Raw genomic sequence first — 22,048 nt, 5'->3', positions numbered from 1 at the left:
AGGCGATTTGTCTGGAACTCCCGTTCCCGCACAACGCCCGATCCACGCGGGCCATCAACAGCAAAAGGGCCGCTGATTTCAGCGGCCCTGACGCTTCTTCAGGCGCTCATCCTGGCTTGGACGGCGCAAGGCCTCAGAACGCATCACCGGGCACGCGTACCCAGCCTTCCATCAGGATGCGTGCACTGCGGCTCATCACCGCCTTGGTGACGGTCCATTGGCCATCCACCGATTCGACCGCAGCACCGACGCGCAGCGTGCCGGACGGATGGCCAAAGCGCACCGCATCGCGCTGACCACCACCGGCGGCGAGGTTGACCAGGGTGCCCGGCACTGCCGCTGCCGTGGCGATGGCGACCGAGGCCGTGCCCATCATCGCGTGGTGCAGCTTGCCCATCGACATGGCGCGGGCATTGAGGTCGATGTCGCCGGCGTGGATCTGCTTGTTGCCGCTGGACAGATAGTCCTGCGGCGGCGCGACGAAGGCGACCTTGGGCGTGTGCTGGCGCTTGAGCGCCTCTTCAGGTGTCTTGATCAGGCCCATGCGCAGCGCGCCGGCAACGCGGATAGCCTCGAGCTTTGCCAGCGCCGCCTTGTCATCGTTGATGGCGGGTTGCAGCTCGGCACCGGTGTAGCCGATGTCCTGCGCGTTGACGAACACCGTGGGGATGCCAGCGGTGATCATCGTCGCCTGCAGCTTGCCCACGCCGGGCACATCAAGCTCATCGACCAGGTTGCCGGTGGGGAACATCGCGCCACCACCCTCGCCTTCGCCCTCATCGGCCGGGTCGATGAACTCCAGCACGATCTCGGCGGCCGGGAAGGTGACACCGTCCAGTTCGAAGTCACCGGTTTCCTGCACCTGACCGTTGGTGATGGGCACGTGGGCGATGATGGTCTTGTTGATGTTGGCCTGCCAGATGCGCACCGCGCAGATGCCGTTCTCGGGGACGCGTGCCGGATCGATGTAGCCTGCATGCAGCGCGAATGCACCCGCGCCGGTCGACAGGTTGCCGCAGTTGCCGGACCAATCGACGAAGTCGGTATCGATCGACACCTGACCGTACAGGTAGTCCACGTCGTGATCGGGCTTGCTGCTGGGCGCGATGATCACGCACTTGCTGGTACTGGAGGTAGCGCCGCCCATGCCGTCGGTGTGCTTGGCATAGGGATCGGGCGAACCGATCACCCGCTGCAGCAGGCGGTCACGGGCCACGCCGGGCTGCTGCGCGCGGGCCGGCAGGTCTTCCAGGCGGAAGAACACGCCTTTGGAGGTGCCGCCGCGCATATAGGTGGCCGGAATTTTGATCTGGGGGATGTGGGACATGGGGTGGGTTCCCTCGGGTTGTTGTTGTGTGGGGTGAGAGCTTTCCCCCTCTCCCCAACCCCTCTCCCCCGAGGGGGGAGGGGCTTTGGTCCGCGCGAGCGCCGGCAATGCTGGAACTCGCGTCATTTGCTTTCGCTCCCCTCTCCCGCGAGGGGAGAGGGGCTTTGGTCTGCGCGAGCGCCGGCAATGCTGGAACTCGTGTCATTTGCTTTCGCTCCCCTCTCCCGCAAGGAGAGAGGGGCTTTGGTCTGCGCGAGCGCCGGCAATGCTGGAACTCCATCATTCGCTTTTGCCCCCCTCTCCCTTTACGGGAGAGGGGTTGGGGGAGAGGGCGCTCACAGTTGCAAGTATCACTTCCAGCACCGCATCGCCGCTCCCAAGAATCTCGTTGTTCCAGAACCGCAGAACCGTGAAGCCCTGACTCTCCAGCCAAGCATCGCGCCTCGCATCCTGCCTGCTCTGGTTGTGTTGCCCACCATCAGCTTCAACTATCAGTCGCACGCCAAAGTGCACGAAGTCCACTACATACGGCCCCAGCGGCTGCTGTCGGCGGAACTTCTCACCCAGCAGACGATGTGCCCGAAGGTGGCGCCATAACCGATGCTCAGCTTCGGTCATGTTTTTACGTAGCGACTTTGCAAATTTGAGCTGCTGCATGATTGCGGGCCTCCTTTGCCCCCTCTCCCCAACCCCTCTCCCGTAAAGGGAGAGGGGCTCAGGCCTCATGCAGTCTCATCAATCTCGCGAAACAGTTGGATCACCACTCCCCTCTCCCTTTACGGGAGAGGGGCCGGGGGAGAGGGTAGCTTTAGCCCTCAGGCAACCGAGCCCTCCAGGAAGTCCTGTGCAAACCGCTGCAGCACGCCGCCGGCCTCGTAGATCGCCACTTCCTCGTCCGAATCCAGGCGGCAGGTCATCGGCACCTTCAGCACCTCGCCGTTGCGACGGGTAATGACCAGGGTCAGGTCCGTGCCCGGGGTGCGCAGGCCGATCACGTCGTAGCTCTCGGTGCCATCGATGCCCAGGGTGTTGCGGTTGGTGCCCGGCTTGAACTCCAGCGGCAGCACGCCCATGCCGATCAGGTTGGTACGGTGGATGCGCTCGAAGCCCTCGGCGGCAATCGCTTCCACGCCCGCCAGGCGCACGCCCTTGGCCGCCCAGTCACGCGAGCTGCCCTGGCCGTAATCGGCACCGGCGATGATGATCAGCGGCTGCTTGCGCTCCATGTAGGTCTCGATTGCTTCCCACATGCGCATGACCTTGCCTTCCGGTTCCACCCGCGCCAGCGAGCCCTGCTTCAAGCTGCCGTCTTCGTTGCGCACCATCTCGTTGAACAGTTTGGGATTGGCGAAGGTGGCGCGCTGTGCGGTGAGGTGATCGCCGCGGTGGGTGGCGTAGGAATTGAAGTCTTCCTCCGGCAGGCCCATCTTGGCCAGGTATTCGCCGGCCGCGCTGGACAGCAGGATGGCATTGGACGGGGACAGGTGGTCGGTGGTGATGTTGTCCGGCAGCACCGCCAGCGGGCGCATGCCACGCAGCGTGCGCTCACCGGCCAATGCGCCCTCCCAGTACGGCGGGCGACGGATATAGGTGCTCTGCGGGCGCCAGTCGTACAGCGGGCTGACCTTCTCGCCATGCTCCACGCGCACGTTGAACATCGGGTTGTAGACCTTGCGGAACTGCTCCGGTTTCACTGCCGCCTTCACCACCGCATCGATCTCGGCGTCGCTCGGCCAGATGTCCTTCAGGCGCACCTCGTTGCCATCGGCATCCACGCCCAGCACGTCCTTCTCGATGTCGAAGCGCACGGTACCGGCGATGGCATAGGCGATCACCAGCGGCGGCGAGGCCAGGAAGGCCTGCTTGGCATACGGGTGGATGCGGCCGTCGAAGTTGCGGTTACCCGACAGCACGGCCGTCGAATACAGGTCGCGGTCGATGATTTCCTGCTGGATCTTCGGGTCCAGCGCGCCGCTCATGCCGTTGCAGGTGGTGCAGGCGAAGGCGACGATGCCGAAGCCCAGCTTCTCCAGATCCGGCAGCAAGCCGGCTTCTTCCAGGTACAGCTGCACGGCCTTGGAGCCCGGCGCCAGCGACGACTTCACCCATGGCTTACGGGTCAGGCCACGCGCATTGGCGTTGCGCGCAAGCAGCGCCGCGGCAATCACGTTGCGCGGGTTGGAGGTATTGGTGCAACTGGTGATCGCAGCGATGATCACCGCGCCGTCGGGCATCAGGCCTTCGGCCTCCTCGCCCCGGCCGCTTTGCAGCTTGGCTTCGTCGGCGATGCCGCGCTCGGTCAGGTCCGACACCGGCAGGCGCTTGTGCGGATTGCTGGGGCCGGCCATGTTGCGCACGACGCTGGACAGGTCGAACGCCAGCACGCGCTCGTACAGCGCGGTTTCCAGCGCGTCGGCCCACAGCCCGGTGGTCCTGGCGTAGTTCTCGACCAGCGCCACCTGTGACTCCTCGCGGCCGGTCAGGCGCAGATAGTCGATGGTCTGCTGGTCGATGTAGAACATCGCCGCGGTCGCACCGTATTCCGGGCACATATTGGAGATGGTGGCGCGGTCACCGATGGTCAGCGCGGCCGCGCCTTCACCGAAGAACTCCAGCCAGGCACCGACCACACGCTCCTTGCGCAGGAACTCGGTCAGTGCCAGCACCACGTCGGTGGCGGTGATGTTCGGCTGCGGCTTGCCGGTCAGCTTGACGCCGATGATGTCGGGCAGGCGCATCCACGAGGCGCGGCCCAGCATCACGTTCTCGGCTTCCAGGCCACCCACGCCGATCGCGATGACGCCCAGCGCATCCACGTGCGGGGTGTGGCTGTCGGTGCCGACGCAGGTATCGGGGAAAGCCACCCCGCCCTGCTGGTAGATCACCGGCGACATCTTCTCCAGATTGATCTGGTGCATGATGCCGTTGCCCGGCGGGATCACGTCGACGTTCTCGAAAGCCAGCTTGGTCCAGTCGATGAAGTGGAAGCGGTCTTCGTTACGGCGGTCTTCGATGGCGCGGTTCTTGGCGAACGCGTCCGGATCGTAGCCGCCACATTCCACCGCCAGCGAGTGATCGACGATCAGCTGCACCGGTACCACCGGGTTGACCTTGGCCGGGTCACCGCCCTTGTCGGCGATGGCGTCACGCAGGCCGGCCAGGTCGACCAGCGCGGTCTGGCCGAGGATGTCGTGGCAGACCACGCGTGCCGGGAACCAGGGGAAATCGAGGTCACGCTTGCGCTCGATCAGCTGCTTGAGCGAATCGGTGAGCGTGGCCGGGTTGCAGCGGCGCACCAGGTTTTCGGCCAGCACGCGCGCGGTATAGGGCAGCGTGGCGTAGGCGCCGGGCTGGATGGCATCGACTGCGGCGCGGGCGTCAAAGTAATCCAGCGTGCTGCCGGCAAGGTGTTTGCGGTAATCGGTATTCATGGCTGGCCTGTGAGGGTCTGGGCTTGCTGGTGTGCTTTGGGTTGTACGCGGATGCCTGCGATTGCAGCAATCCCACAGCAACACATGGAATCTGGTGGTTCCCTTCTCCCGCCTGCGGGGGAAGGTGCCCAAAGGGCGGATGGGGGGAGCTCTTGCTCTCGCTTGAGCTCTCGCTTGAGCTCCAGCTTTGCTTCGTTTTTTTCTACGGGCTTCAAGCGGGCTGTACGTGCTAGAAGCTTCCCCTCACCCCAACCCCTCTCCCGCAAGCGGGAGAGGGGCTTTTAGGCATCACGCATCATCTACGCTTCGAACTCAGCCGCGCTTGTCCAGCGGCATGAAGGTCTGGTCTTCCGGACCGGTGTAATTCGCGCTCGGACGGATGATCTTGCCGTCGATGCGCTGCTCGATGATGTGCGCACTCCAACCCGCAGTACGCGCAATGACGAACAGCGGCGTGAACATCGCGGTCGGCACGCCCATCATGTGGTAGCTGACAGCGCTGAACCAATCCAGGTTCGGGAACATCTTCTTGATGTCCCACATCACCGACTCCAGACGCTCGGCGATGTCGTACATCTTCATGTTTTCCTGCTCGGCCGACAGCTCGCGCGAGACCTCCTTGATCACCTTGTTGCGCGGATCGGACACGGTATAGACCGGATGGCCGAAGCCAATCACCACTTCCTTGCGCTCGACGCGGGCCTTGATGTCGTCCTCGGCTTCGTCCGGCGTCTCGTAACGCTTCTGCACTTCGAAGGCGACTTCATTGGCGCCACCGTGCTTGGGACCACGCAGCGCACCGATACCACCGGTGATGGCGCTGTACATGTCGCTGCCGGTGCCGGCGATGACGCGGCAGGCGAAGGTCGAGGCGTTGAATTCGTGTTCCGCGTACAGGATCAGGCTGGTGTGCATGGCCTTGACCCAGGACTCCCGCGGCTGCTCGCCGTGCAGCAGGTGCAGGAAGTGGCCGCCGATCGAATCATCGTCGGTCTCCACGTCGATGACCTTGCCGTTGTGGCTCCAGTGGTACCAGTACAGCAGCATCGAGCCCAGCGAGGCCATCAGCTTGTCGGCGATGTCACGCGCGCCCGGGTGATTGTGGTCGTCCTTCTCCGGCGACACGCAGCCCAGCACGGAAACACCGGTGCGCATCACATCCATCGGGTGCGCCGACGGCGGCAGCTCTTCCAACGCAGCCTTCACCGCTGCCGGGATGCCACGCAGCGCTTTCAGCTTGGCCTTGTAGGCGCGCAGCTCGGCCTTGTTCGGCAGCTTGCCGTGCACCAGCAGGTGGGCGATTTCCTCGAACTCGCTGGTGTTGGCCAGGTCCAGGATGTCGTAGCCACGGTAATGCAGGTCGTTGCCGCTGCGGCCAACGGTACACAGGGCGGTATTGCCGGCAGCGGTACCGGACAGGGCGACGGACTTCTTCGGCTTGAACGCGGGTGCGGCAGTTTGCTCTGACATGGTGTTTACCTCCGGGAAAACGGGTTCACGATTTCAATCAGGATTACGATCGGTGCCGCGCGTGGTCTGCTCCAGCAGCCGTTGCAGCATCTCGATCTGGCGGTTCTGTTGTTCAACCAGCAAAGCCCAATCCTGCGAACGCAGCAGGTCGAGCTTTTCGTGGATCTGCAGTACTTCAAGTTCGGACTTGATGTTGACCTGGTAATCGTTCTCGGCATGCATCCGGTCCACGGCCGCCTGCCGGTTCTGGCTCATCATGATGATCGGCGCCTGCACCGCCGCCAGGCAGGACAGCACCAGGTTCAGCAGGATGTAGGGATAGGGATCGAAGGCCTTGGCCAGCATGAAACTGTTGGCCACCATCCAGACCAGCAGCAGGAAGAAGAAGCACAGGATGAAACTCCAGCTTCCTCCTACCTGTGCCACCCGGTCGGCCACCCGCTCACCGAAGCTGCGCGCAGCGTGGAATTCCTGCCCCACGTTGCGCGCGACCTTGCGCCGCGAAATGAAGCGCTCCACCACCAACCGCTCCTCCGGCGGCAACTGCTCCAGTTCCTTTTGCAGGAACTGCCGCGCCGTTTCTCGGCGATCGACACGTGCGGTTCGGGACGAAGTGCTTGCCATGGCGGTTCAGGTGGCCGGGAAAGGCCCCATCATGCACCCTTGCCAGCGAATACCTTGTCCAGCTGCGCCTCGAAAGCGTGGTAGCCAATGCGGTCATACAGTTCCTCGCGGGTCTGCATGATGTCCACCACATTGCGCTGGTGGCCGTCACGGCGGATGGCTTCGTACACGTTCTCGGCGGCCTTGTTGGCGGCACGGAACGCGGACAGCGGGAACAGCTGCATCGCCACGCCGGCCGCGGCCAGTTCATCGCGGCTGAACAGCGGAGTCGCGCCGAATTCGGTGATGTTGGCCAGCAGCGGCACCTTCACCGCGTCGGCGAAGCGCTTATAGGTTTCCAGGTCGTAGGCCGCCTCGGCAAAGATGCCGTCGGCACCGGCTTCCACGCAGGCCAGGGCGCGCTCGATGGCCGCGTCCACGCCTTCCATCTGGATGGCATCGGTGCGGGCGATCAGGAAGAAGTCCGGATCGGTCTTGGCATCGGCGGCGGCCTTCACGCGGTCAACCATTTCACCCTGCGAGACGATTTCCTTGCCCGGGCGGTGACCGCAGCGCTTGGCGCCAACCTGGTCCTCGATATGGCAGGCAGCGGCGCCAGCCTTGATCAGCGATTTCACCGTGCGCGCGATGTTGAACGCGCTGGGGCCGAAGCCGGTATCGATATCCACCATCAGCGGCAGGTCGCAGACATCGCTGATGCGGCGCACGTCGATCAACACATCTTCCATCGTGTTGATGCCCAGGTCCGGCAGGCCCAGCGAGCCGGCAGCAACACCGCCGCCGGACAGGTAGATGGCGCGGTAACCGGCGCGCTTGGCCAGCAGGGCGTGGTTGGCATTGATCGCACCCACCACCTGCAGCGGGGATTCGGCGGCCAGTGCGGCGCGGAAGGCAGCGCCGGCGGAAGAAAGACTCATGGGTTGGCTCCTGGCTTGTGGCTGAGCGGTGGCGAGCATGCCATTCCGCTGTGACGGTTAATCTGGCACCATCAGATGCATTGATCAATCTTGATTCAATAAATCAACCTATTGAATACGCCATGTCCGATTCCCTCGACCCCGAACTGATCCCCGCCAACGAAGCCTGCGCCCTGCTCGGCATCAGCGCCGCCACGTTGTATGCCTATGTCAGCCGCGGTCAGCTGAGCTCGCGGCCCGGGCCCTCCGCCCGCAGCCGGGTGTACCTGCGGGCGGAGGTGGAACGGCTGGCGCAGCGCAAACGGGCCGGCCGTGGTGCCGAGCGCGGCGCGGCGCAGAGCCTGGATCGCGGCCTGCCTGTGCTGGAAACCCGCATCTCGCTGATCCGCCCGGATGCGCCTTATTACCGTGGCCGTTCGGCCGTAGCCGCGGCGCAGGCCGGCGCCACGCTGGAGGACATCGCCCGCCTGCTGTGGGAGTGCGAAGAGCAGAATCCCTTCACCAGCACCGCCCTGCCCGCCTGGCCCGAGCGCATTGCCGGCCTGGCACTGGACGCCAGCCTGCCGCCGGTGGAACGCACCATGGCCTGCATCCCGCTGCTGGCCCTGGAGCAACGCCAGTCACTCAATGCTGCTGCGCCGGTCCGGCGCGAAGTCGCCGCCTTGTTGCTGCGGCAGAACGCCGCCCTGCTGGTCGGCACCGCGGCGGACACACGGCCCGTGCACCGGCTGCTTGCCGATGCCTGGGTGCCGGGCGATGCGGCATTCGCCGAACTGGTGCGTGCGGCGCTGGTGCTGTGTGCCGATCACGAACTGAATGTGTCCGCGTTTGCCGCGCGCGTGGTTGCCTCCACCGGCGCGCACCTGCATGCCACGGTGAGCGCGGGCCTGGCGGCGCTGTCCGGGCCACGCCATGGCGGCGCCACCGCGCGCGCGCATGCCCTGCTGGTGGATGCCGAAGCCAGTGGCGCGCCAGCGACCTTCATTGCCGAGCGCTGGCGCCGCGGTGATGAGCTGCCGGGCTTCAATCATCTGCTGTATCCCGAGGGTGATCCGCGCGGTGCGGAGGTATTGCGGCAGCTACGCGAACGCTGTGGCGATTCGCCACGCATGCGCCATGTGGAAGCGGTGCTGGCGGCCACCGAGGAAGTCAGCGGGCAGCGGCCGAACATCGACGGCATGCTGGGTGCCATCTGCTATGTCTACGAATTGCCGGGCGCACATGCGCTGGTGATGTTCGCCACTGCCCGGCTTACCGGCTGGCTGGCGCATGCGTTGGAACAACAGGCGTTGGGCACCTTGATACGGCCACGTGCGCGCTATACCGGCTTGGCACCGAGGGGGTGAGCTTGTACTCCCTCCCTTTTGCGCAGCAAAGGGGAGGGTTGGGGAGGGGTAAGCTGTTGCGGCCTTGCCCGCATCACCAGCTTCGCGGCTTACGCCGCTTCCACATCCGAACGGCGATGCGTTTCTGCTCCCTCCCTTTTGCGCAGCAAAGGGGAGGGTTGGGGAGGGGTAAGCTGTTGCGGCCTTGCCCGCATCACCAGCTTCGCGGCTTACGCCGCTCCCACATCCGAACGGCGATGCACGTCTGCTCCCTCCCTTTTGCGCAGCAAAGGGGAGGGTTGGGGAGGGGTAAGCTTTTGCGGCCCTTCCCGCATCGCCAGCGTCGCGGCTTACGCCGCTCCTACAAGGCCCCTGCCCGCTTCGACCATTGATTGATGATCTGCGCGATGGCCTGCACGCCATCGGTCAGCGCCGCCGGGCCAGGCTGCAGGATCAGTGGCGACTTGATCTCATGCAGTTCGCCATCCCGCACCGCATTGATCGCCTCCCAGCCCGGACGTGCGGCCACCCGCTCCGGGCGGAACTTCTTGCCGCACCAGGAACCGATGATGATGTCCGGGTTGCACGCAATTACCGGGTCGCCATCGGCAAGGATGCGCGCCTTGGCCAGAGGCTCGCGCGACAACTCCGGGAATACATCGATGCCGCCGGCAATCTCCACCAGCTCCGCACCCCACTGGATGCCGGTGATGATGGGCTCATCCCATTCCTCGACATAGACGCGCGGGCGCTGCGGCAGCCTTGCCGCCTGCGCGGCTATTGCATCCAATCCGCGCTGCAATTCGTCGGCATAGGCGTTGGCACGGGCCGCCACACCCACCAGCCCGCCCAGGCGGCGGATGTAATCGAGGATGCCGGCCACGCTGCGGTGGTTGGCAATCCACACCTCCACACCGTTACGGATCAGCTCGGCGGCGATATCGGCCTGGATGTCGGAAAAGCCAATCGCCAGGTCCGGCTTGAGCTTGAGGATCTCGCCGACCTTGGCGCTGGTGAAGGCGCTGACCTTGGGCTTGTCGCGGCGCGCCTGCGGCGGCCGCACGGTGAAACCGCTGATGCCGACGATACGGTCCTGCTCGCCCAGGGCATACAGCGTCTCGGTAGGTTCTTCGGTAAGGCAGACAATGCGACGCGGGCCGATCATGCGACGGCAAACTCCGTTGTATCGACGAAAACCGCCGGGGTATTCCATGGATGATGCGCGGCGATGGCGTACAGCAAGCGCTGCAGGCGCTGTGCATCACGTGCTATGCAGAACTCCAGCCGCACCGTGGGCTGATGCACCCGTTCACCGCCCTGCCCCTGCACGCTGCGGGTGCCGGGCAGTACCCGGTACTGCTCATCGGCAGCGCTCTCCCACATACCCTCGGCGTAACCGCCTGCGGCAAGATCATCAACGGCAAGAATGCCCTGCTTCAACCGCGCCAGATCCGCCGGCGGCACGAATACGGTAATGCGGTAGACCGGCTGCAGCTTCATGCCGCCGGGCCGTCCAACGGCATGCGGTAATAGATCACCCGCTCGGTCTCGGCGAAGCCGCTGCCCAGATGTGCGGCTTGCGCCAGCGCATTGTCCAGGGCCGTGTCCGATGCCAGCTCACTGCATCCCTGCGCAACTGCCCAGCGGGCAACTTCGGCTACCAGCGCACGCCCGATGCCCTTGCCACGCAACGCCTCGACCACGTACCAGCCTTCCAGAAATCCCACCGGTGAGCTGGCCGTGCCATTGACATGGTCATGGCGCAGATTGGCCTCGGCCAGACCCACCGGCCGGCCTTGGTCGAAGGCAAGCAGCACGGTGCCACCTTCTTGCAGCAACTGTTGCAGCTCGGCCAGCTCGGTGCCGCAGTCCGGCCACAGCGCGCGTCGCAGCTGCGCCCATGCCGGCCAGTCACTGGCCAGCGCGCGACGGATCACGGGGCCGGCTGTATTCACGGATACAGCATCCGCTTGCCCCACTCGCCTGCGGCGTCGGCTTCGTAGCACCAGCGTTCGTGCAGACGGAAATCGGCGCCGTACCAGAATTCGATGCGTCGCGGCACGATACGCACCCCACCCCAACCCTCGGGACGCGGTACCTCACGGCCTTCAAAGCGCTGTTCGAAACCGGCCAGACGCTGCTCGAATTCCTCGCGCGAAGCCAGCGGCTGTGATTGCACCGACGCCCAGGCACCAATCTGGCTCATGCGCGGGCGGCTGGCGAAGTAAGCATCGGATTCGGCCGCGGTTACCAGCTGCGCATCACCTTCAATGCGTACCTGGATGCCGGCCTCGCGGAGGCTGCGCCACAGGAACAGCAGTGCCGCCGCGTGGTTGTCATGCAGCTCGCGGCCCTTGCGGCTATCCAGATGCGTGTAGAACACGAAGCCACGCTCGTCGAAAGCCTTGAGCAGCACGGTGCGTGCCGATGGCCGGCCATCGATGTCCACGGTCGCGACGGTCATCGCGGTGGCATCGATCTCTCTGCCAGCCTTGGCCTCTTCAAACAATGCGGCGAAAGTCGAAAGCGCTTCTGCGTAAAGATTGGTCATGATCCTGCTTCGTAGGGCACGTGTTTGGGCTATTGTGGCGGCATGTCCCCCGTTCCGCACAGTTTTTCCCAACGCCGCTTCGCGCCGGCACTGGTTGCACAGGCGCTGGATGATGCATTGGCCAGTGCCGACGCTACGCCGGTACTGGCGATCAGCGGCGTACAGGGCAGCGGCAAGTCAACGCTGGCAGCACAGATCGTGGATCTGGCACGCACGCGCGGCCTGTGCGCCGCCGCCGTGTCCATCGACGACACCTACCTGACCCGTGCGCAACGGCAACGGCTGGCCGATCGCGTGCACCCCTTGCTTGCCACACGCGGGCCACCGGGAACACATGACCTGGCACTGGCGCTGGCCACGTTGGATGCGGCCAAGGCAGGCCAGGACTTCCTGTTGCCGCGTTTCGACAAGCTCGCCGACGAACGCGTGCCGGAAGCGCAGTGGAAAAGAATCGAACACCCCCTCGACCTGCTGGTATTCGAAGGCTGGTTCCTCGGCACCCCGGCTGAAACCGATGCTGCCCTGCAGATGCCATTGAACGCATTGGAGCGCGACGCCGATGCCGATGGCACCTGGCGACGCTGGTGCAACCAGGCGCTGGCCGAACACTACCCGGCCTTGTGGCGGCGCTTTGACCGGCTGTGGATGCTGCAACCACCCAGCTTCGCCGTGGTGCCGCACTGGCGCTGGCAGCAGGAACAAGCCCTGCAGCAGGCCTCACCGGGCCGCAGCAGCATGACCCGTGCGCAGCTGGAGCGTTTCGTGCAGTTCTACGAACGCATCAGCCGGCAGGCACTGCGTACCCTGCCGGGCATCGCCGACCGGGTCATCGCGCTGGACGCGCAACGGCAACCATTGGCCGACACCGCGGATTGAAGCATTGCGGCTGGCAAGGCCGGATCACCGCGCAGGAACAGCTCGACGGCGATAGCGCCGCCGAACCGTTGCCGGCGCTCGCGCAACAACGCGCGGCGCGATCACTGCACCAGGAAGGTGATCCGCAGGTTGACCCGCCATTCGATGATGTTGCCATCGCCATCGGTGACAACCTTGGTCTCGTTGACCCACGCACCCTGGATGCCCTTGACCGTCTCGGCCACCTTCTTGATGCCGCTACGTACCGCATCCTCGACGCTGGTTTTGGAGGCCGCGCTGACTTCAATGATTTTCGCCACTGACATGTCCAACTCCTTGGTTGCACCACGAACCATTCGTGGAACTTCCGAGCTTGGCTGCTACCGTGTTAAGGCACTGACACGAGGTGCTAGCATCTTCCGGTAATGAATCCCGCCCCCAATCTCATCCTGGTCGGCCCCATGGGCGCCGGCAAAACCAGCATCGGCCGCCGCCTCGCCGAGCGCTTTGGGTTGGTATTCGTGGATGCCGACCAGGCCATCGTCGACGACGTGGGCTCCAGCATCCCGGCCATATTCGAGAACGTCGGCGAAGCCGGCTTCCGTGCCCATGAAAAGCGGGTACTGACCCGCCTGTTGGCCGGCAGCGGCCAATTGATTTCCACTGGCGGCGGTTGCGTGCTGGATCCGGACAATCGCCGGCACATCCGCCAGCACGGCTTCGTGGTCTACCTGCGGGTCAGCGTGGCCTCGCAACTGGCGCGGCTGCACCGCGACAAGACCCGCCCCCTGCTGCAGCGCGAGGACCGGGAACAGGTGCTGCACACCATGGCTGGCATCCGCGATCCGCTTTACCGCGAAGTAGCCGACCTGATCATCGATACCGACCTCTATACCCCCGCCGATGCCACCGCGCACACCGTAACCCGGCTTGTCGCGCAATGGCAGATCCTGGAACCCACCCGCATGACCGCCCCCACCCGCACCGTCGCCGTCGGCGGCGACCACCCCTACCAGATCCATATCGGCCCGGACCTGCTGTCCCAGGCGCAGACACTGGCCGGCGCCATCCGTGGCCGCCATGTACTGCTGGTCAGCGACGACACCGTCGCACCGCTATACCTGGCCCAGGTGCAGACCGCGCTGCTGGCAGCCCGCCCCGACCTGAAGATCGGCCAGTACATCATCCCCGCCGGGGAAGCCTCCAAGACGCTGGAAAACTTCAGCGGCGCAATCAATGCATTGGCGACCCTGGGCGCCACCCGCGACGCCTGCGTGCTGGCCCTGGGTGGCGGCGTGGTCGGCGACCTGGCCGGCTTTGCCGCCGCCTGCTGGATGCGCGGGGTCGACTGCGTGCAGCTGCCGACCACCCTGCTGTCGATGGTCGATTCCTCGGTAGGCGGCAAGACCGCGGTGGACATCCCGCAGGGCAAGAACCTGGTCGGCGCCTTCCATCCGCCGCGCGCGGTGGTGGCCGATACCGCCGCCCTGCGCAGCCTGCCGCTGCGCGAGCTGCGCGCCGGTCTGGCCGAAGTCATCAAGTACGGCGCCATCCGCGACCCGCTGTTCTTCCAGTGGCTGCAGGCCGAACGCGAGGCGCTGCTGGCCGGTGACGACAGCGCGCTGGCCCAGGCCATCGCCCGCAGCTGTGAGCACAAGGCCGAGATCGTCGCCCGCGATCCGCTGGAAAAAGGCGAGCGTGCCCTGCTCAACCTCGGCCACACCTTCGGCCATGCCATCGAAACCGCACAGGGCTATGGCGCGCCGGGCAACGACAACCTCAACCATGGCGAGGCGGTGGCGGTCGGCATGGTGCTGGCAGCGCAGTTGTCGGCCGCGCTGGGCATGGCCGATGCGGCCGATACCGAGGTCCTGCGTGAACTGCTGCAGGCCTACGGCCTGCCAACCCGCATCCCCGCCGGCCTGGATGCCGAGGCCTTGCTGGGACATATGAGGCTGGACAAGAAGAACATCGCCGGCCGCCTGCGGCTGGTACTCTGGCGCGGCATCGGCAAGGCCGAGGTGGTGCCGGATGTGGATGAGGCGGCGGTGTTGGCGGTGCTGAGGCAGGGCTGAGCGGCAGTGCTTGAAGCGCCTCTCCCTGCGGGGTGAAAGGGGCAGCTTGCGAACCACTGGTTCGCTGCCCATTGAACGCCCTTGCGCTGGCGCAAGGGCCGGGGGCGCGTAGCGAGGGTTGGGGTGAGGGTCCGGGCGAAGCCTTGTGCCGTCAAATGAGCGCGAGGCTTCGCCCGCACCCTCATTCGCCCTTCGGGCACCTTCTCCCGCCGGGAGAAGGAGGACGCCGCCCCCAAAACCAGCCCAAAACCCGCACAACGGCTACAATCGCCGCCATGCGCGTCCTACTGCAACAGCCGCCCAGCGGCAATGAAGCCCCCCGCTACGTTCAACTGTCCCTGGTGCCGGATCTGCTCGGCGGCTGGGAGTTGCTGCGTGAGAGCGGCCAGACCGGTGGCCGCATCCAGCTGCGCCGCGAGCTGTTCCTGCAGCACGACGAGGCCGTGCATGCCTTCGAGAAGGCCCGCGACGGCCAGATCAAGAAAGGCTTCCAGGTGATGTTCACCGCCGGCCAGCCCGCACCCTGATTCCCGCATTCCTCGCAGGTGCGCCGCAGCGCGCCTGCGGTTCCCCCCCCAGGAGTTCCATGTGACCAGCCCACTTCGCAATGACCGCTTCCTGCGCGCCCTGCGCCGCGAGCCCGTCGACTACACCCCCGTCTGGCTGATGCGCCAGGCCGGCCGCTACCTGCCGGAGTACCGTGCCACCCGCGCCCGCGCCGGCAGCTTCCTGGGCATGGCCAAGAACCCGGAAGTTGCCTGCGAAGTGACCCTGCAGCCGCTCGAACGCTTCGACCTGGATGCCGCCATCCTGTTCTCGGACATCCTCACCGTGCCGGACGCCATGGGCCTGGGCCTGTACTTCGTCGATGGCGAAGGCCCCAAGTTCAAGCATCCGGTGCGTGATGTCGCCGCGGTCGCCAAGCTGGCGGTGCCGGACATGGAGACCGAACTGCGCTACGTGATGGACGCGGTGCGCCTGATCCGCCGCGAGCTGGACGGCAAGGTGCCGCTGATCGGTTTCTCCGGCAGCCCATGGACCTTGGCCTGCTACATGATCGAAGGCGGCGGCAGTAAGGATTTCGCCCGTATCAAGGCAATGGCGCTGAACGAGCCCAAGGCCCTGCACCAACTGCTGGAGGTAGTGACCGATGCGGTCATCGCCTACCTGTCGGCACAGCGCGCGGCCGGTGCGCAGGCCCTGCAGGTGTTCGACACCTGGGGCGGCGTGCTCGGCCCGGCGATGTACCGCGAGTTCTCGCTGCGTTACCTCAACCGCATCGCCAGCGAACTCAAGCGCGGCGACGGCGCCGAGCGCACCCCGCTGATCCTGTTCGGCAAGGGCACCGGCCAGTACGTGGCCGAGCTGGCCGCCAGCGGCGCTGAAGGCGTCGGCGTGGACTGGACCATCTCGCTGGAAGACGCTGCACGCGCAGCCGGCGGCAAGGTCGCGCTGCAGGGCAACCTGGACCCGACCACGCTGTACGGCTCGCCCGATGCGATCAGCCGCGAAGTCGGCAAGGTGCTGGAAAGCTATGCCGCCGGCAACGGTGGTTCGCGCGAAGGCCATGTATTCAACCTTGGCCACGGCATGTCGCCGGACATGAACCCCGAGCACGTCGCCGTGCTGGTGGATGCGGTGCATCGCCTCAGCCGCCGCTGAGGTCCGAAGGCCCGGAAGCTTGACTTCAATCTTCCGGGCCCGGACGCTGGGCGCCCCTCATCAGGCCCACGTCCCATGTCCAAACCTTGCAAGTCTCTGCTGTTGGCATTGGCAATCGCTGCGCCACTCGCAGCAAGTGCTGCACCGCCGCCACTGCAGTTGGGCGAGGATGACTTCCCGACGCTGGCCGCGTTTCCTGAAGTCGCACAGCTGACCATCTTCAGCACCGGGCCGATGGACTTCCCGACCAGCTGCAAACAGATCCGCATTGCGCGAGCGGAAGAAATCGCACCTCGCTGGCGGCCGTACATCACCCGCCTTTCGCTCGACCGCTGCAGCACCGAATCCGTCGGCACCGATGCCATGCAGGACACCTCGTACGATGCCAGCGCCAGGATCAAGCCCGGATTGGTGACACTGTACGGCTTGCCGGTCATCGAGACCCGCGAAACGCTGGCCGAAATGTACGGCAACCGCACACTGGTACTTGCGGTTCCGCTGCAGAAGGCAGTAGAGAAAATAGGCCCGATCAGCGAGCGCAACTGCGCACCGCGGGCGCGCAACAACCCTGGCATCCCAACCAACTGCAAGATGGAGCGCATTGACGAGGACAGCTGGAGCATCACCATCGGCGAACTCAACTCCACCATCATGCTGAGCCGGAACCCTGACGATTCCGGATCAACCCTGTACACCATCGGCGGCGGCGATTGATCTACGCGGCATCTGCACACGCATCGGAGGACAATGAAGGCCTGCCTGTGCGCGAGCCGTCCTGATGTCCCCCGCTCCCCCGCTCCCCCTGCCCGCCAGCTCTGCCCAGAAACCCCTGCTATGGCTGGTGTCGCTGGCCATTTTCATGCAGATGCTGGACTCGACCATCGTCAACACGGCCTTGCCGGCGATGGCACGCAGCCTGGGCGAAAGCCCGTTGCAGATGCAGTCGGTGGTGTTCAGTTACGCATTGGCGGTGGCCACCTTCATTCCGGCATCCGGCTGGATCGCCGACCGCTTCGGCACGCGCCGCACCTTCCTCGGCGCAATCGTGCTGTTCACCCTGGGCTCACTGGCCTGTGCACTGTCACCGACGCTGCAGTGGCTGGTGGCGTCGCGCGTGCTGCAGGGCATAGGCGGCGCGATGCTGCTGCCGGTAGGCCGCCTGGCGGTGATGCGCTCGGTGCCACGCGAACAATTCCTCTCGGCGATGAGCTTCATCGCCATCCCCGCGCTGATCGGCCCCCTGCTGGGCCCGACCCTCGGCGGCTGGCTGGTGGAGGTCGCGTCCTGGCATTGGATCTTCCTGATCAACCTGCCAATCGGCGTGATCGGCTTCGTCGCCGCGCTGAAAATCATGCCCGACCATTATGGTCAGCGGAAACAGCGCTTCGATCTGGCCGGATACCTGATGCTTGCGTTCGGCATGATCGCCCTGTCGCTGGCATTGGACGGCGTCTCGGCGGTCAACTCGGCGCACGCCGTGGTGCTGTTGCTGGCGGTGGTTGGCATCGCCGCATTGGCGGGCTATTGGCTGCATGCCGCCAGCGCGACCAATGCGCTGTTTCCGCTCAGCCTGTTCAAGGTGATCAGCTTCCGCATCGGCATCCTCGGCAACCTGTTCTCGCGCATCGGCAGCGGGGCGATGCCCTTGTTGATTCCGCTGCTGCTGCAGGTGGGCATGGGTCTGAGCCCGATGACCGCCGGCATGATGATGATTCCGGTGGCGTTGTCCGGCATGGCCGCCAAGCGCGCTGCGGTGACGCTGGTGGAACGTTTTGGCTACCGCCGCATCCTGATGATCAACACCGTCTGCGTGGGCCTGGCGATGGCCAGTTTCGCCCTGATCACCGCCGAGCAGCCCTTGTGGTTGCGGCTTACCCAGCTGGCGATCTTCGGCGCGGTGAATTCAATGCAGTTCACCGTAATGAACACCGTTACCCTGCGCGACCTGGACACGCATCAGGCCAGCAGCGGCAACAGCCTGTTGTCGATGGTGATGATGCTGGCTACCGGCTTTGGCGCCGCGACCGCGGGCAGCCTGCTGGCGGCCTTTGGCGAACATTTGAGCGGCCACGGCGCAACCGCGGCGCTGCATGCCACCTTCCTGTGCGTGGGTGCCATCACCCTCAGTTCGACCCTGGTGTTCTGGCAGTTGCCCGACAACCGCCCGCATCCGCGCGCGGTTGAAGAGGTCGCCGAATAGTCGCCCGCTTCAATCCTGTGCGGCCTGCGCCTGTTGCCGACGCTGCGCGTCAAGTACCCCGGCAATGGCCTCCAGCAGCATCTGCGCGGTCACCGGCTTGCGCAGGAAGTCGGCGAAGCCTGCCTCGCGCGCCAGTGGTTCGGCCTCGCCATCGGAACGCGCGGTCACGGCGATCAACGGCATTTCGTAACCCATCGTCTTCAACTGCCGGGCCAGCCCAAAACCGTCGATGCCGGGCAGGTCCAGATCCAGCAACGCCACATCGAACTCCTGGCTGGACAACTCGGCCAGCGCCGCCAGACCATGTGCCGCATGCACCGCACCATGTCCGTGCACTTCCAGCAAACCACGGATAACCGCGGCAATGGTCGGGTCATCCTCCACCAGCAGCACGCGCTGCGGCGGCAGGTTCATCCAGGTGTTGTTGCCAGCGTCATCATCCATCGAGGTCGGCGGCACTTCCCAGGCCAGCGGCAGGTCGACGATGAAACGCGTGCCTTCGCCCAGGCTGCTCTCCACATCGATGCTGCCGCCCATTGCCATGCTCAACTCATTGCAGATGGCCAGGCCCAGGCCGCTGCCGCCGTAGCGTGCGGCGGTACGCGCGCCGTCCGCCTGCTCGAAACGGCGGAACAGGCGCTGCTGTTGCTCGGCACTGATCCCCGGGCCGGTGTCGCTGACCTCGAAACGCACACCCTTGCCCCCTTCCTGCAGGCGAACGCGCAGGCTCACCGAACCACGGCTGGTGAACTTGATCGCATTGCCGAGCAGATTGAGCAGGATCTGCCTGAGTCGCATCACATCGCCGGTCAATCGCGTCCGCGGCGATGCGTCATTGTCAAAATCAAAGGCCAGCCCGCGTCGTTGTGCCAGCGGCTCCATCAGCCCACGCACGTCTTCAAGCAGCTGCCGCAGCTCCAGCGGTTGATTCTGCAGTTCCAACCGACCGGCCTCGATGCGGGCCAGGTCCAATGCATCGTTGACCAACCGCAACAGGTGTTCGCCGGCGCGGCGGATCGACTGCGTATAGCCGCGCTGGCGCTCATCCAGTGGCGTGGCCAACAACAGCTCGCTCATGCCCAACACACCGGTCATCGGCGTCCGCACCTCATGCCCAAGCGTTGCCAGGAAGCGCGTCTTGGCCAGCGAGGCCTGTTCGGCCAGCTCCTGCTTGTGGCGTGCCAACTGCCATTCATTGCGCCTGCGCAGACGCCGCTGGTACAGCCAGGCGCCCCCCAGGGTCAGTGCCACGCCAAGCACGAGGAACGTCATCACACCGGCCGGACTGCGCACCCAGGGCGGCTGCACCCGGAACGCCAACGTCTGCACCGGTGACCAGACGTTGTCCGACGTTGCCGCCTGGATTTCGAGCTGATAGCGTCCCGGCGGCAGCCGTGAAAACACCCGATCGCCACTGGCCCCGACATCCACCCAGTCCGGGTCGTAGCCGGCGAGACGGAAGCGATAGGTATTGGTGGCCGAGTCGGCGAAGGAGAGCAATCGCGCCGCAATGCGCAGATCACGGTCGCCATCGAGGATCTGCAGCGGCGACTCGAGCGTGATGTCGCGCTCCTTGTCACCACGGCGCACGCTGACCCGTTCGATGATCAACGGCGGCCGACGGGTCGACGGCTTGACCTGATCGGGATCGAACAACACCACGCCATCGGGCGTGCCACCGGCAAGCTGGCCGCTGCGCGCCTGTACCAGCGAACGGCGACGGAACTCCTGCCCTGGCAGGCCATCATGCACGCCATACAGGCGCACCGAACGATTGGCCGGATCAATGCGGATCAGGCCGCGCGCACTGATCGCCCACGCCACGCCTTCGGCATCGACCAGCAGGCCGGTCGCCGCCAGCATCGGGAAGCCCTGCTCGGCGCCCACCCGATCCAGCAGCGTCATCCGCTGCCCATCCCACAGATAGCGGTCCATGCGCCCCAGGCCAGCGATCCAGACCACGCCGGTATCGGTGACATTGAAGGTGGACACCCGTCCCGCTGGTCCGCCCGGCACCGGCGTGAAGCGCCCGCTCTGTGACTGCCAGGCGTGCAGGCCGGTGCCGGCCGCCAGCCACAGGTGATCGCCCGGGCCACACTGCATGTCTTCCACCAGCACTTCCGGCACGCCGGCCTGCCCCGGCTGCAGCTGCAGCAGCACACGCCCATCGGCATCCCGCTGCTGCATGCCCCCGTCTTCGGAGTAGATCCAGATCCGTCCGCCATCACAGCTGCGCACGATATCGGCATCGCCGACCATCGCCGCATCCTTGCCGTCACCGCTGTGCCAGCGCTGCACGGCACCGTCGCGCGGGTCATAGCGCACCAGCGCATCGAGGCTGCCAATCCAGACCTTGCCACGCGCGTCCTCCACCACCGATTGCGGCCAGTTGGTGCCATCAACCGCCTGCAGGTGATGCTGGACATCGCCGGTGCCCGGATCCAGTCGATCCAGGGCACCGCGCGTACCGACCACCCAGATGCCACCGGAGGCGGATGGCGCCAGCGCCAGCGCATAGGGATTGCGCAGCGAGGCGGGATCATCCAGATGCCGCGACAGCACCGAGAACTGTCGCCAGCTCGGCGGCAGATGCCATAGGCCAGCATTGGTACTGGCGAACCACAGGCCGCCTTCGCGATCCTCGTAGGCACTGGACCAGTTGGGCTTTACGATTCCGCGTTCCTGCGAGCTGTACAGCGGCACATTGCGCACCACGCTGCTACGGATGCGGCCCAGCCCCGAGCGGGTATCCAGCCAATAGCTGCCGTCGGCGGAATACTGCAGCATGTTGAATACGTCGCCTGGTGCAGCACCTGCCCAACTGGCTGCTTCAAAACGACCGTCGGCATGACGCAGCACAACGCCCTCGTTGGTGGCCACCCACAGCCGGCCCTGCTTGTCCACCTTCAAGCCGTTGATGCGCGGCGATGGCAACAACGCACTGCTGACCCGGTCGAAGCCTGCGCCGTTCCAACGCGCCAGGCCGCCCTTGGTGCCGACCCAAAGACTGCCATCGGGCGTGACCGTCATGTAGGTCACCGACGCCGCCGGCAGGCTGTGTTCGTCCCCTGCGATCGGCATGAAGCGTCGGATGTTGCCTTCCGGATCCAGTCGGTGCAGGCCACCGGTGGCGGTACCGAACCAGACATTGCCATCGGCCGTGGAGGCGATGGCCCAGATCGTATTGCTGCCAATCTGCGGATAGGTCTGCTGGTCGAAAAAGGTGAACTTGAGGCGGTCCGGCGACAACATCACCAGTCCGGCGTTCTGCGTGCCAATCCACAGACGATTGGACTTGTCCGTGTGCAGGCTCCACACCACGTTGTCGCGCAAGCCGTTCTCGGCACGCCAGATGCGGTAGTTGCGGCCGTCGTAACGGGCCAGGCCGTCACGGCTGGCCAGCCACAGGTAACCGGTAAGGTCCTCGGCGAAGGCGTTGATGTTGCTCGATGGCAGGCCATCGGCCACGGTCAGCTGCCGCGGCTGCGGCGTTGCAGGCACTTCGGCAGCCGCGGATGCCGTGATCAGCAGCAACCCGCCCAGCAACATCCCTGCAAACCATTTCATCAAACCCTGCCTCCTGCCGCGCCGCCCAGCGCGTTTGTGATGGC

At 65.4% G+C, this 22,048-nt stretch carries 19 protein-coding genes and 1 pseudogene; 8 read left to right on the top strand and 12 right to left on the bottom strand.

The window, feature by feature from the left end; genetic code table 11:
- Positions 1-133: 133 nt before the first annotated feature.
- From prpF to prpB, 6 genes are all read right to left on the bottom strand, one after another.
- Positions 134-1,327 (bottom strand): 2-methylaconitate cis-trans isomerase PrpF, encoded by a 1,194-nt coding sequence (gene prpF, locus AC1VXC_RS10850; protein WP_481538592.1) that lies wholly within the window; start codon positions 1,325-1,327, stop codon positions 134-136.
- A 279-nt stretch (positions 1,328-1,606) separates the two neighbouring features.
- A complete protein-coding gene (locus tag AC1VXC_RS10845; protein ID WP_481538593.1) occupies positions 1,607-1,984 on the bottom strand; it encodes an endonuclease domain-containing protein in 378 nt (125 codons plus the stop codon).
- Positions 1,985-2,142: 158 nt separating this feature from the next.
- Positions 2,143-4,758 (bottom strand): Fe/S-dependent 2-methylisocitrate dehydratase AcnD, encoded by a 2,616-nt coding sequence (acnD, locus tag AC1VXC_RS10840; RefSeq protein WP_481538594.1) that lies wholly within the window; start codon positions 4,756-4,758, stop codon positions 2,143-2,145.
- Positions 4,759-5,070: 312 nt separating this feature from the next.
- A complete protein-coding gene (gene prpC, locus AC1VXC_RS10835) occupies positions 5,071-6,228 on the bottom strand; it encodes a bifunctional 2-methylcitrate synthase/citrate synthase (protein ID WP_481538595.1) in 1,158 nt (385 codons plus the stop codon).
- 33 nt (positions 6,229-6,261) lie between these two features.
- Positions 6,262-6,852, bottom strand: coding sequence for a DUF1003 domain-containing protein (locus AC1VXC_RS10830; RefSeq protein WP_313172945.1), 591 nt, complete (start codon positions 6,850-6,852; stop codon positions 6,262-6,264).
- A gap of 29 nt (positions 6,853-6,881) precedes the next feature.
- The gene (gene prpB / locus AC1VXC_RS10825; RefSeq protein WP_481538596.1) at positions 6,882-7,769 is read right to left on the bottom strand and encodes a methylisocitrate lyase; all 888 of its coding nucleotides are present in this window, start codon (positions 7,767-7,769) and stop codon (positions 6,882-6,884) included.
- A gap of 122 nt (positions 7,770-7,891) precedes the next feature.
- Between prpB and AC1VXC_RS10820 the strand changes: the two genes are divergently transcribed.
- Positions 7,892-9,115, top strand: a complete 1,224-nt coding sequence (locus tag AC1VXC_RS10820; RefSeq protein WP_481538597.1) for a citrate/2-methylcitrate synthase — start codon at positions 7,892-7,894, stop codon at positions 9,113-9,115.
- Positions 9,116-9,455: 340 nt separating this feature from the next.
- On the opposite strand, the gene AC1VXC_RS10815 is transcribed toward AC1VXC_RS10820, so the two are convergent.
- The 4 genes from AC1VXC_RS10815 to pdxH are packed head-to-tail and all read right to left on the bottom strand — an operon-like array spanning position 9,456 to position 11,645.
- Entirely contained in the window at positions 9,456-10,256 is an 801-nt protein-coding gene (locus AC1VXC_RS10815; protein ID WP_481538613.1) for a cobalamin-binding protein, read from the bottom strand.
- Entirely contained in the window at positions 10,256-10,594 is a 339-nt protein-coding gene (locus AC1VXC_RS10810) for a hypothetical protein (RefSeq protein ID WP_313172942.1), read from the bottom strand. The genes AC1VXC_RS10815 and AC1VXC_RS10810 overlap by 1 nt, the downstream gene beginning before the upstream one ends.
- Positions 10,591-11,049, bottom strand: coding sequence for an aminoglycoside 6'-N-acetyltransferase (gene aac(6') / locus AC1VXC_RS10805; RefSeq protein WP_313172941.1), 459 nt, complete (start codon positions 11,047-11,049; stop codon positions 10,591-10,593). The genes AC1VXC_RS10810 and aac(6') overlap by 4 nt, the downstream gene beginning before the upstream one ends.
- Positions 11,046-11,645 (bottom strand): pyridoxamine 5'-phosphate oxidase, encoded by a 600-nt coding sequence (gene pdxH, locus AC1VXC_RS10800; protein ID WP_313172940.1) that lies wholly within the window; start codon positions 11,643-11,645, stop codon positions 11,046-11,048. The genes aac(6') and pdxH overlap by 4 nt, the downstream gene beginning before the upstream one ends.
- A gap of 42 nt (positions 11,646-11,687) precedes the next feature.
- Between pdxH and AC1VXC_RS10795 the strand changes: the two genes are divergently transcribed.
- Positions 11,688-12,521, top strand: a complete 834-nt coding sequence (locus tag AC1VXC_RS10795) for a kinase (RefSeq protein WP_481538598.1) — start codon at positions 11,688-11,690, stop codon at positions 12,519-12,521.
- 101 nt (positions 12,522-12,622) lie between these two features.
- On the opposite strand, the gene AC1VXC_RS10790 is transcribed toward AC1VXC_RS10795, so the two are convergent.
- A complete protein-coding gene (locus AC1VXC_RS10790; RefSeq protein ID WP_313172938.1) occupies positions 12,623-12,826 on the bottom strand; it encodes a dodecin family protein in 204 nt (67 codons plus the stop codon).
- Positions 12,827-12,925: 99 nt separating this feature from the next.
- Between AC1VXC_RS10790 and AC1VXC_RS10785 the strand changes: the two are divergent.
- The 6 genes and pseudogenes from AC1VXC_RS10785 to mdtD all read left to right on the top strand — a co-directional run.
- A pseudogene (locus AC1VXC_RS10785) lies at positions 12,926-13,447 on the top strand (shikimate kinase); the annotation flags it as partial.
- Between the two features lie 18 nt (positions 13,448-13,465).
- Entirely contained in the window at positions 13,466-14,575 is a 1,110-nt protein-coding gene (gene aroB, locus AC1VXC_RS10780) for a 3-dehydroquinate synthase (protein WP_481538614.1), read from the top strand.
- A gap of 275 nt (positions 14,576-14,850) precedes the next feature.
- Positions 14,851-15,102 (top strand): WGR domain-containing protein, encoded by a 252-nt coding sequence (locus AC1VXC_RS10775; protein WP_293716036.1) that lies wholly within the window; start codon positions 14,851-14,853, stop codon positions 15,100-15,102.
- A gap of 61 nt (positions 15,103-15,163) precedes the next feature.
- Entirely contained in the window at positions 15,164-16,237 is a 1,074-nt protein-coding gene (hemE, locus tag AC1VXC_RS10770) for a uroporphyrinogen decarboxylase (RefSeq protein WP_481538599.1), read from the top strand.
- A gap of 75 nt (positions 16,238-16,312) precedes the next feature.
- Positions 16,313-16,951 carry a hypothetical protein gene (locus tag AC1VXC_RS10765; protein ID WP_313172936.1) on the top strand — a complete coding sequence of 213 codons (639 nt, stop codon included), beginning with the start codon at positions 16,313-16,315 and terminating at the stop codon, positions 16,949-16,951.
- Between the two features lie 64 nt (positions 16,952-17,015).
- A complete protein-coding gene (mdtD, locus tag AC1VXC_RS10760) occupies positions 17,016-18,437 on the top strand; it encodes a multidrug transporter subunit MdtD (protein WP_481538600.1) in 1,422 nt (473 codons plus the stop codon).
- Between the two features lie 9 nt (positions 18,438-18,446).
- Here mdtD and AC1VXC_RS10755 read toward each other — a convergent pair whose 3' ends face one another.
- On the bottom strand, positions 18,447-22,004 hold the full coding sequence (locus tag AC1VXC_RS10755) for a hybrid sensor histidine kinase/response regulator (protein ID WP_313172934.1): 3,558 nt from the start codon (positions 22,002-22,004) through the stop codon (positions 18,447-18,449).
- Positions 22,005-22,048 lie beyond the last annotated feature (44 nt).

It is taken from the genome of Stenotrophomonas sp. STEN033 (genome assembly GCF_056856655.1).
Note: the sequence above shows the minus strand (reverse complement) of the source record. Positions and strands in the feature narration are given on the sequence as shown.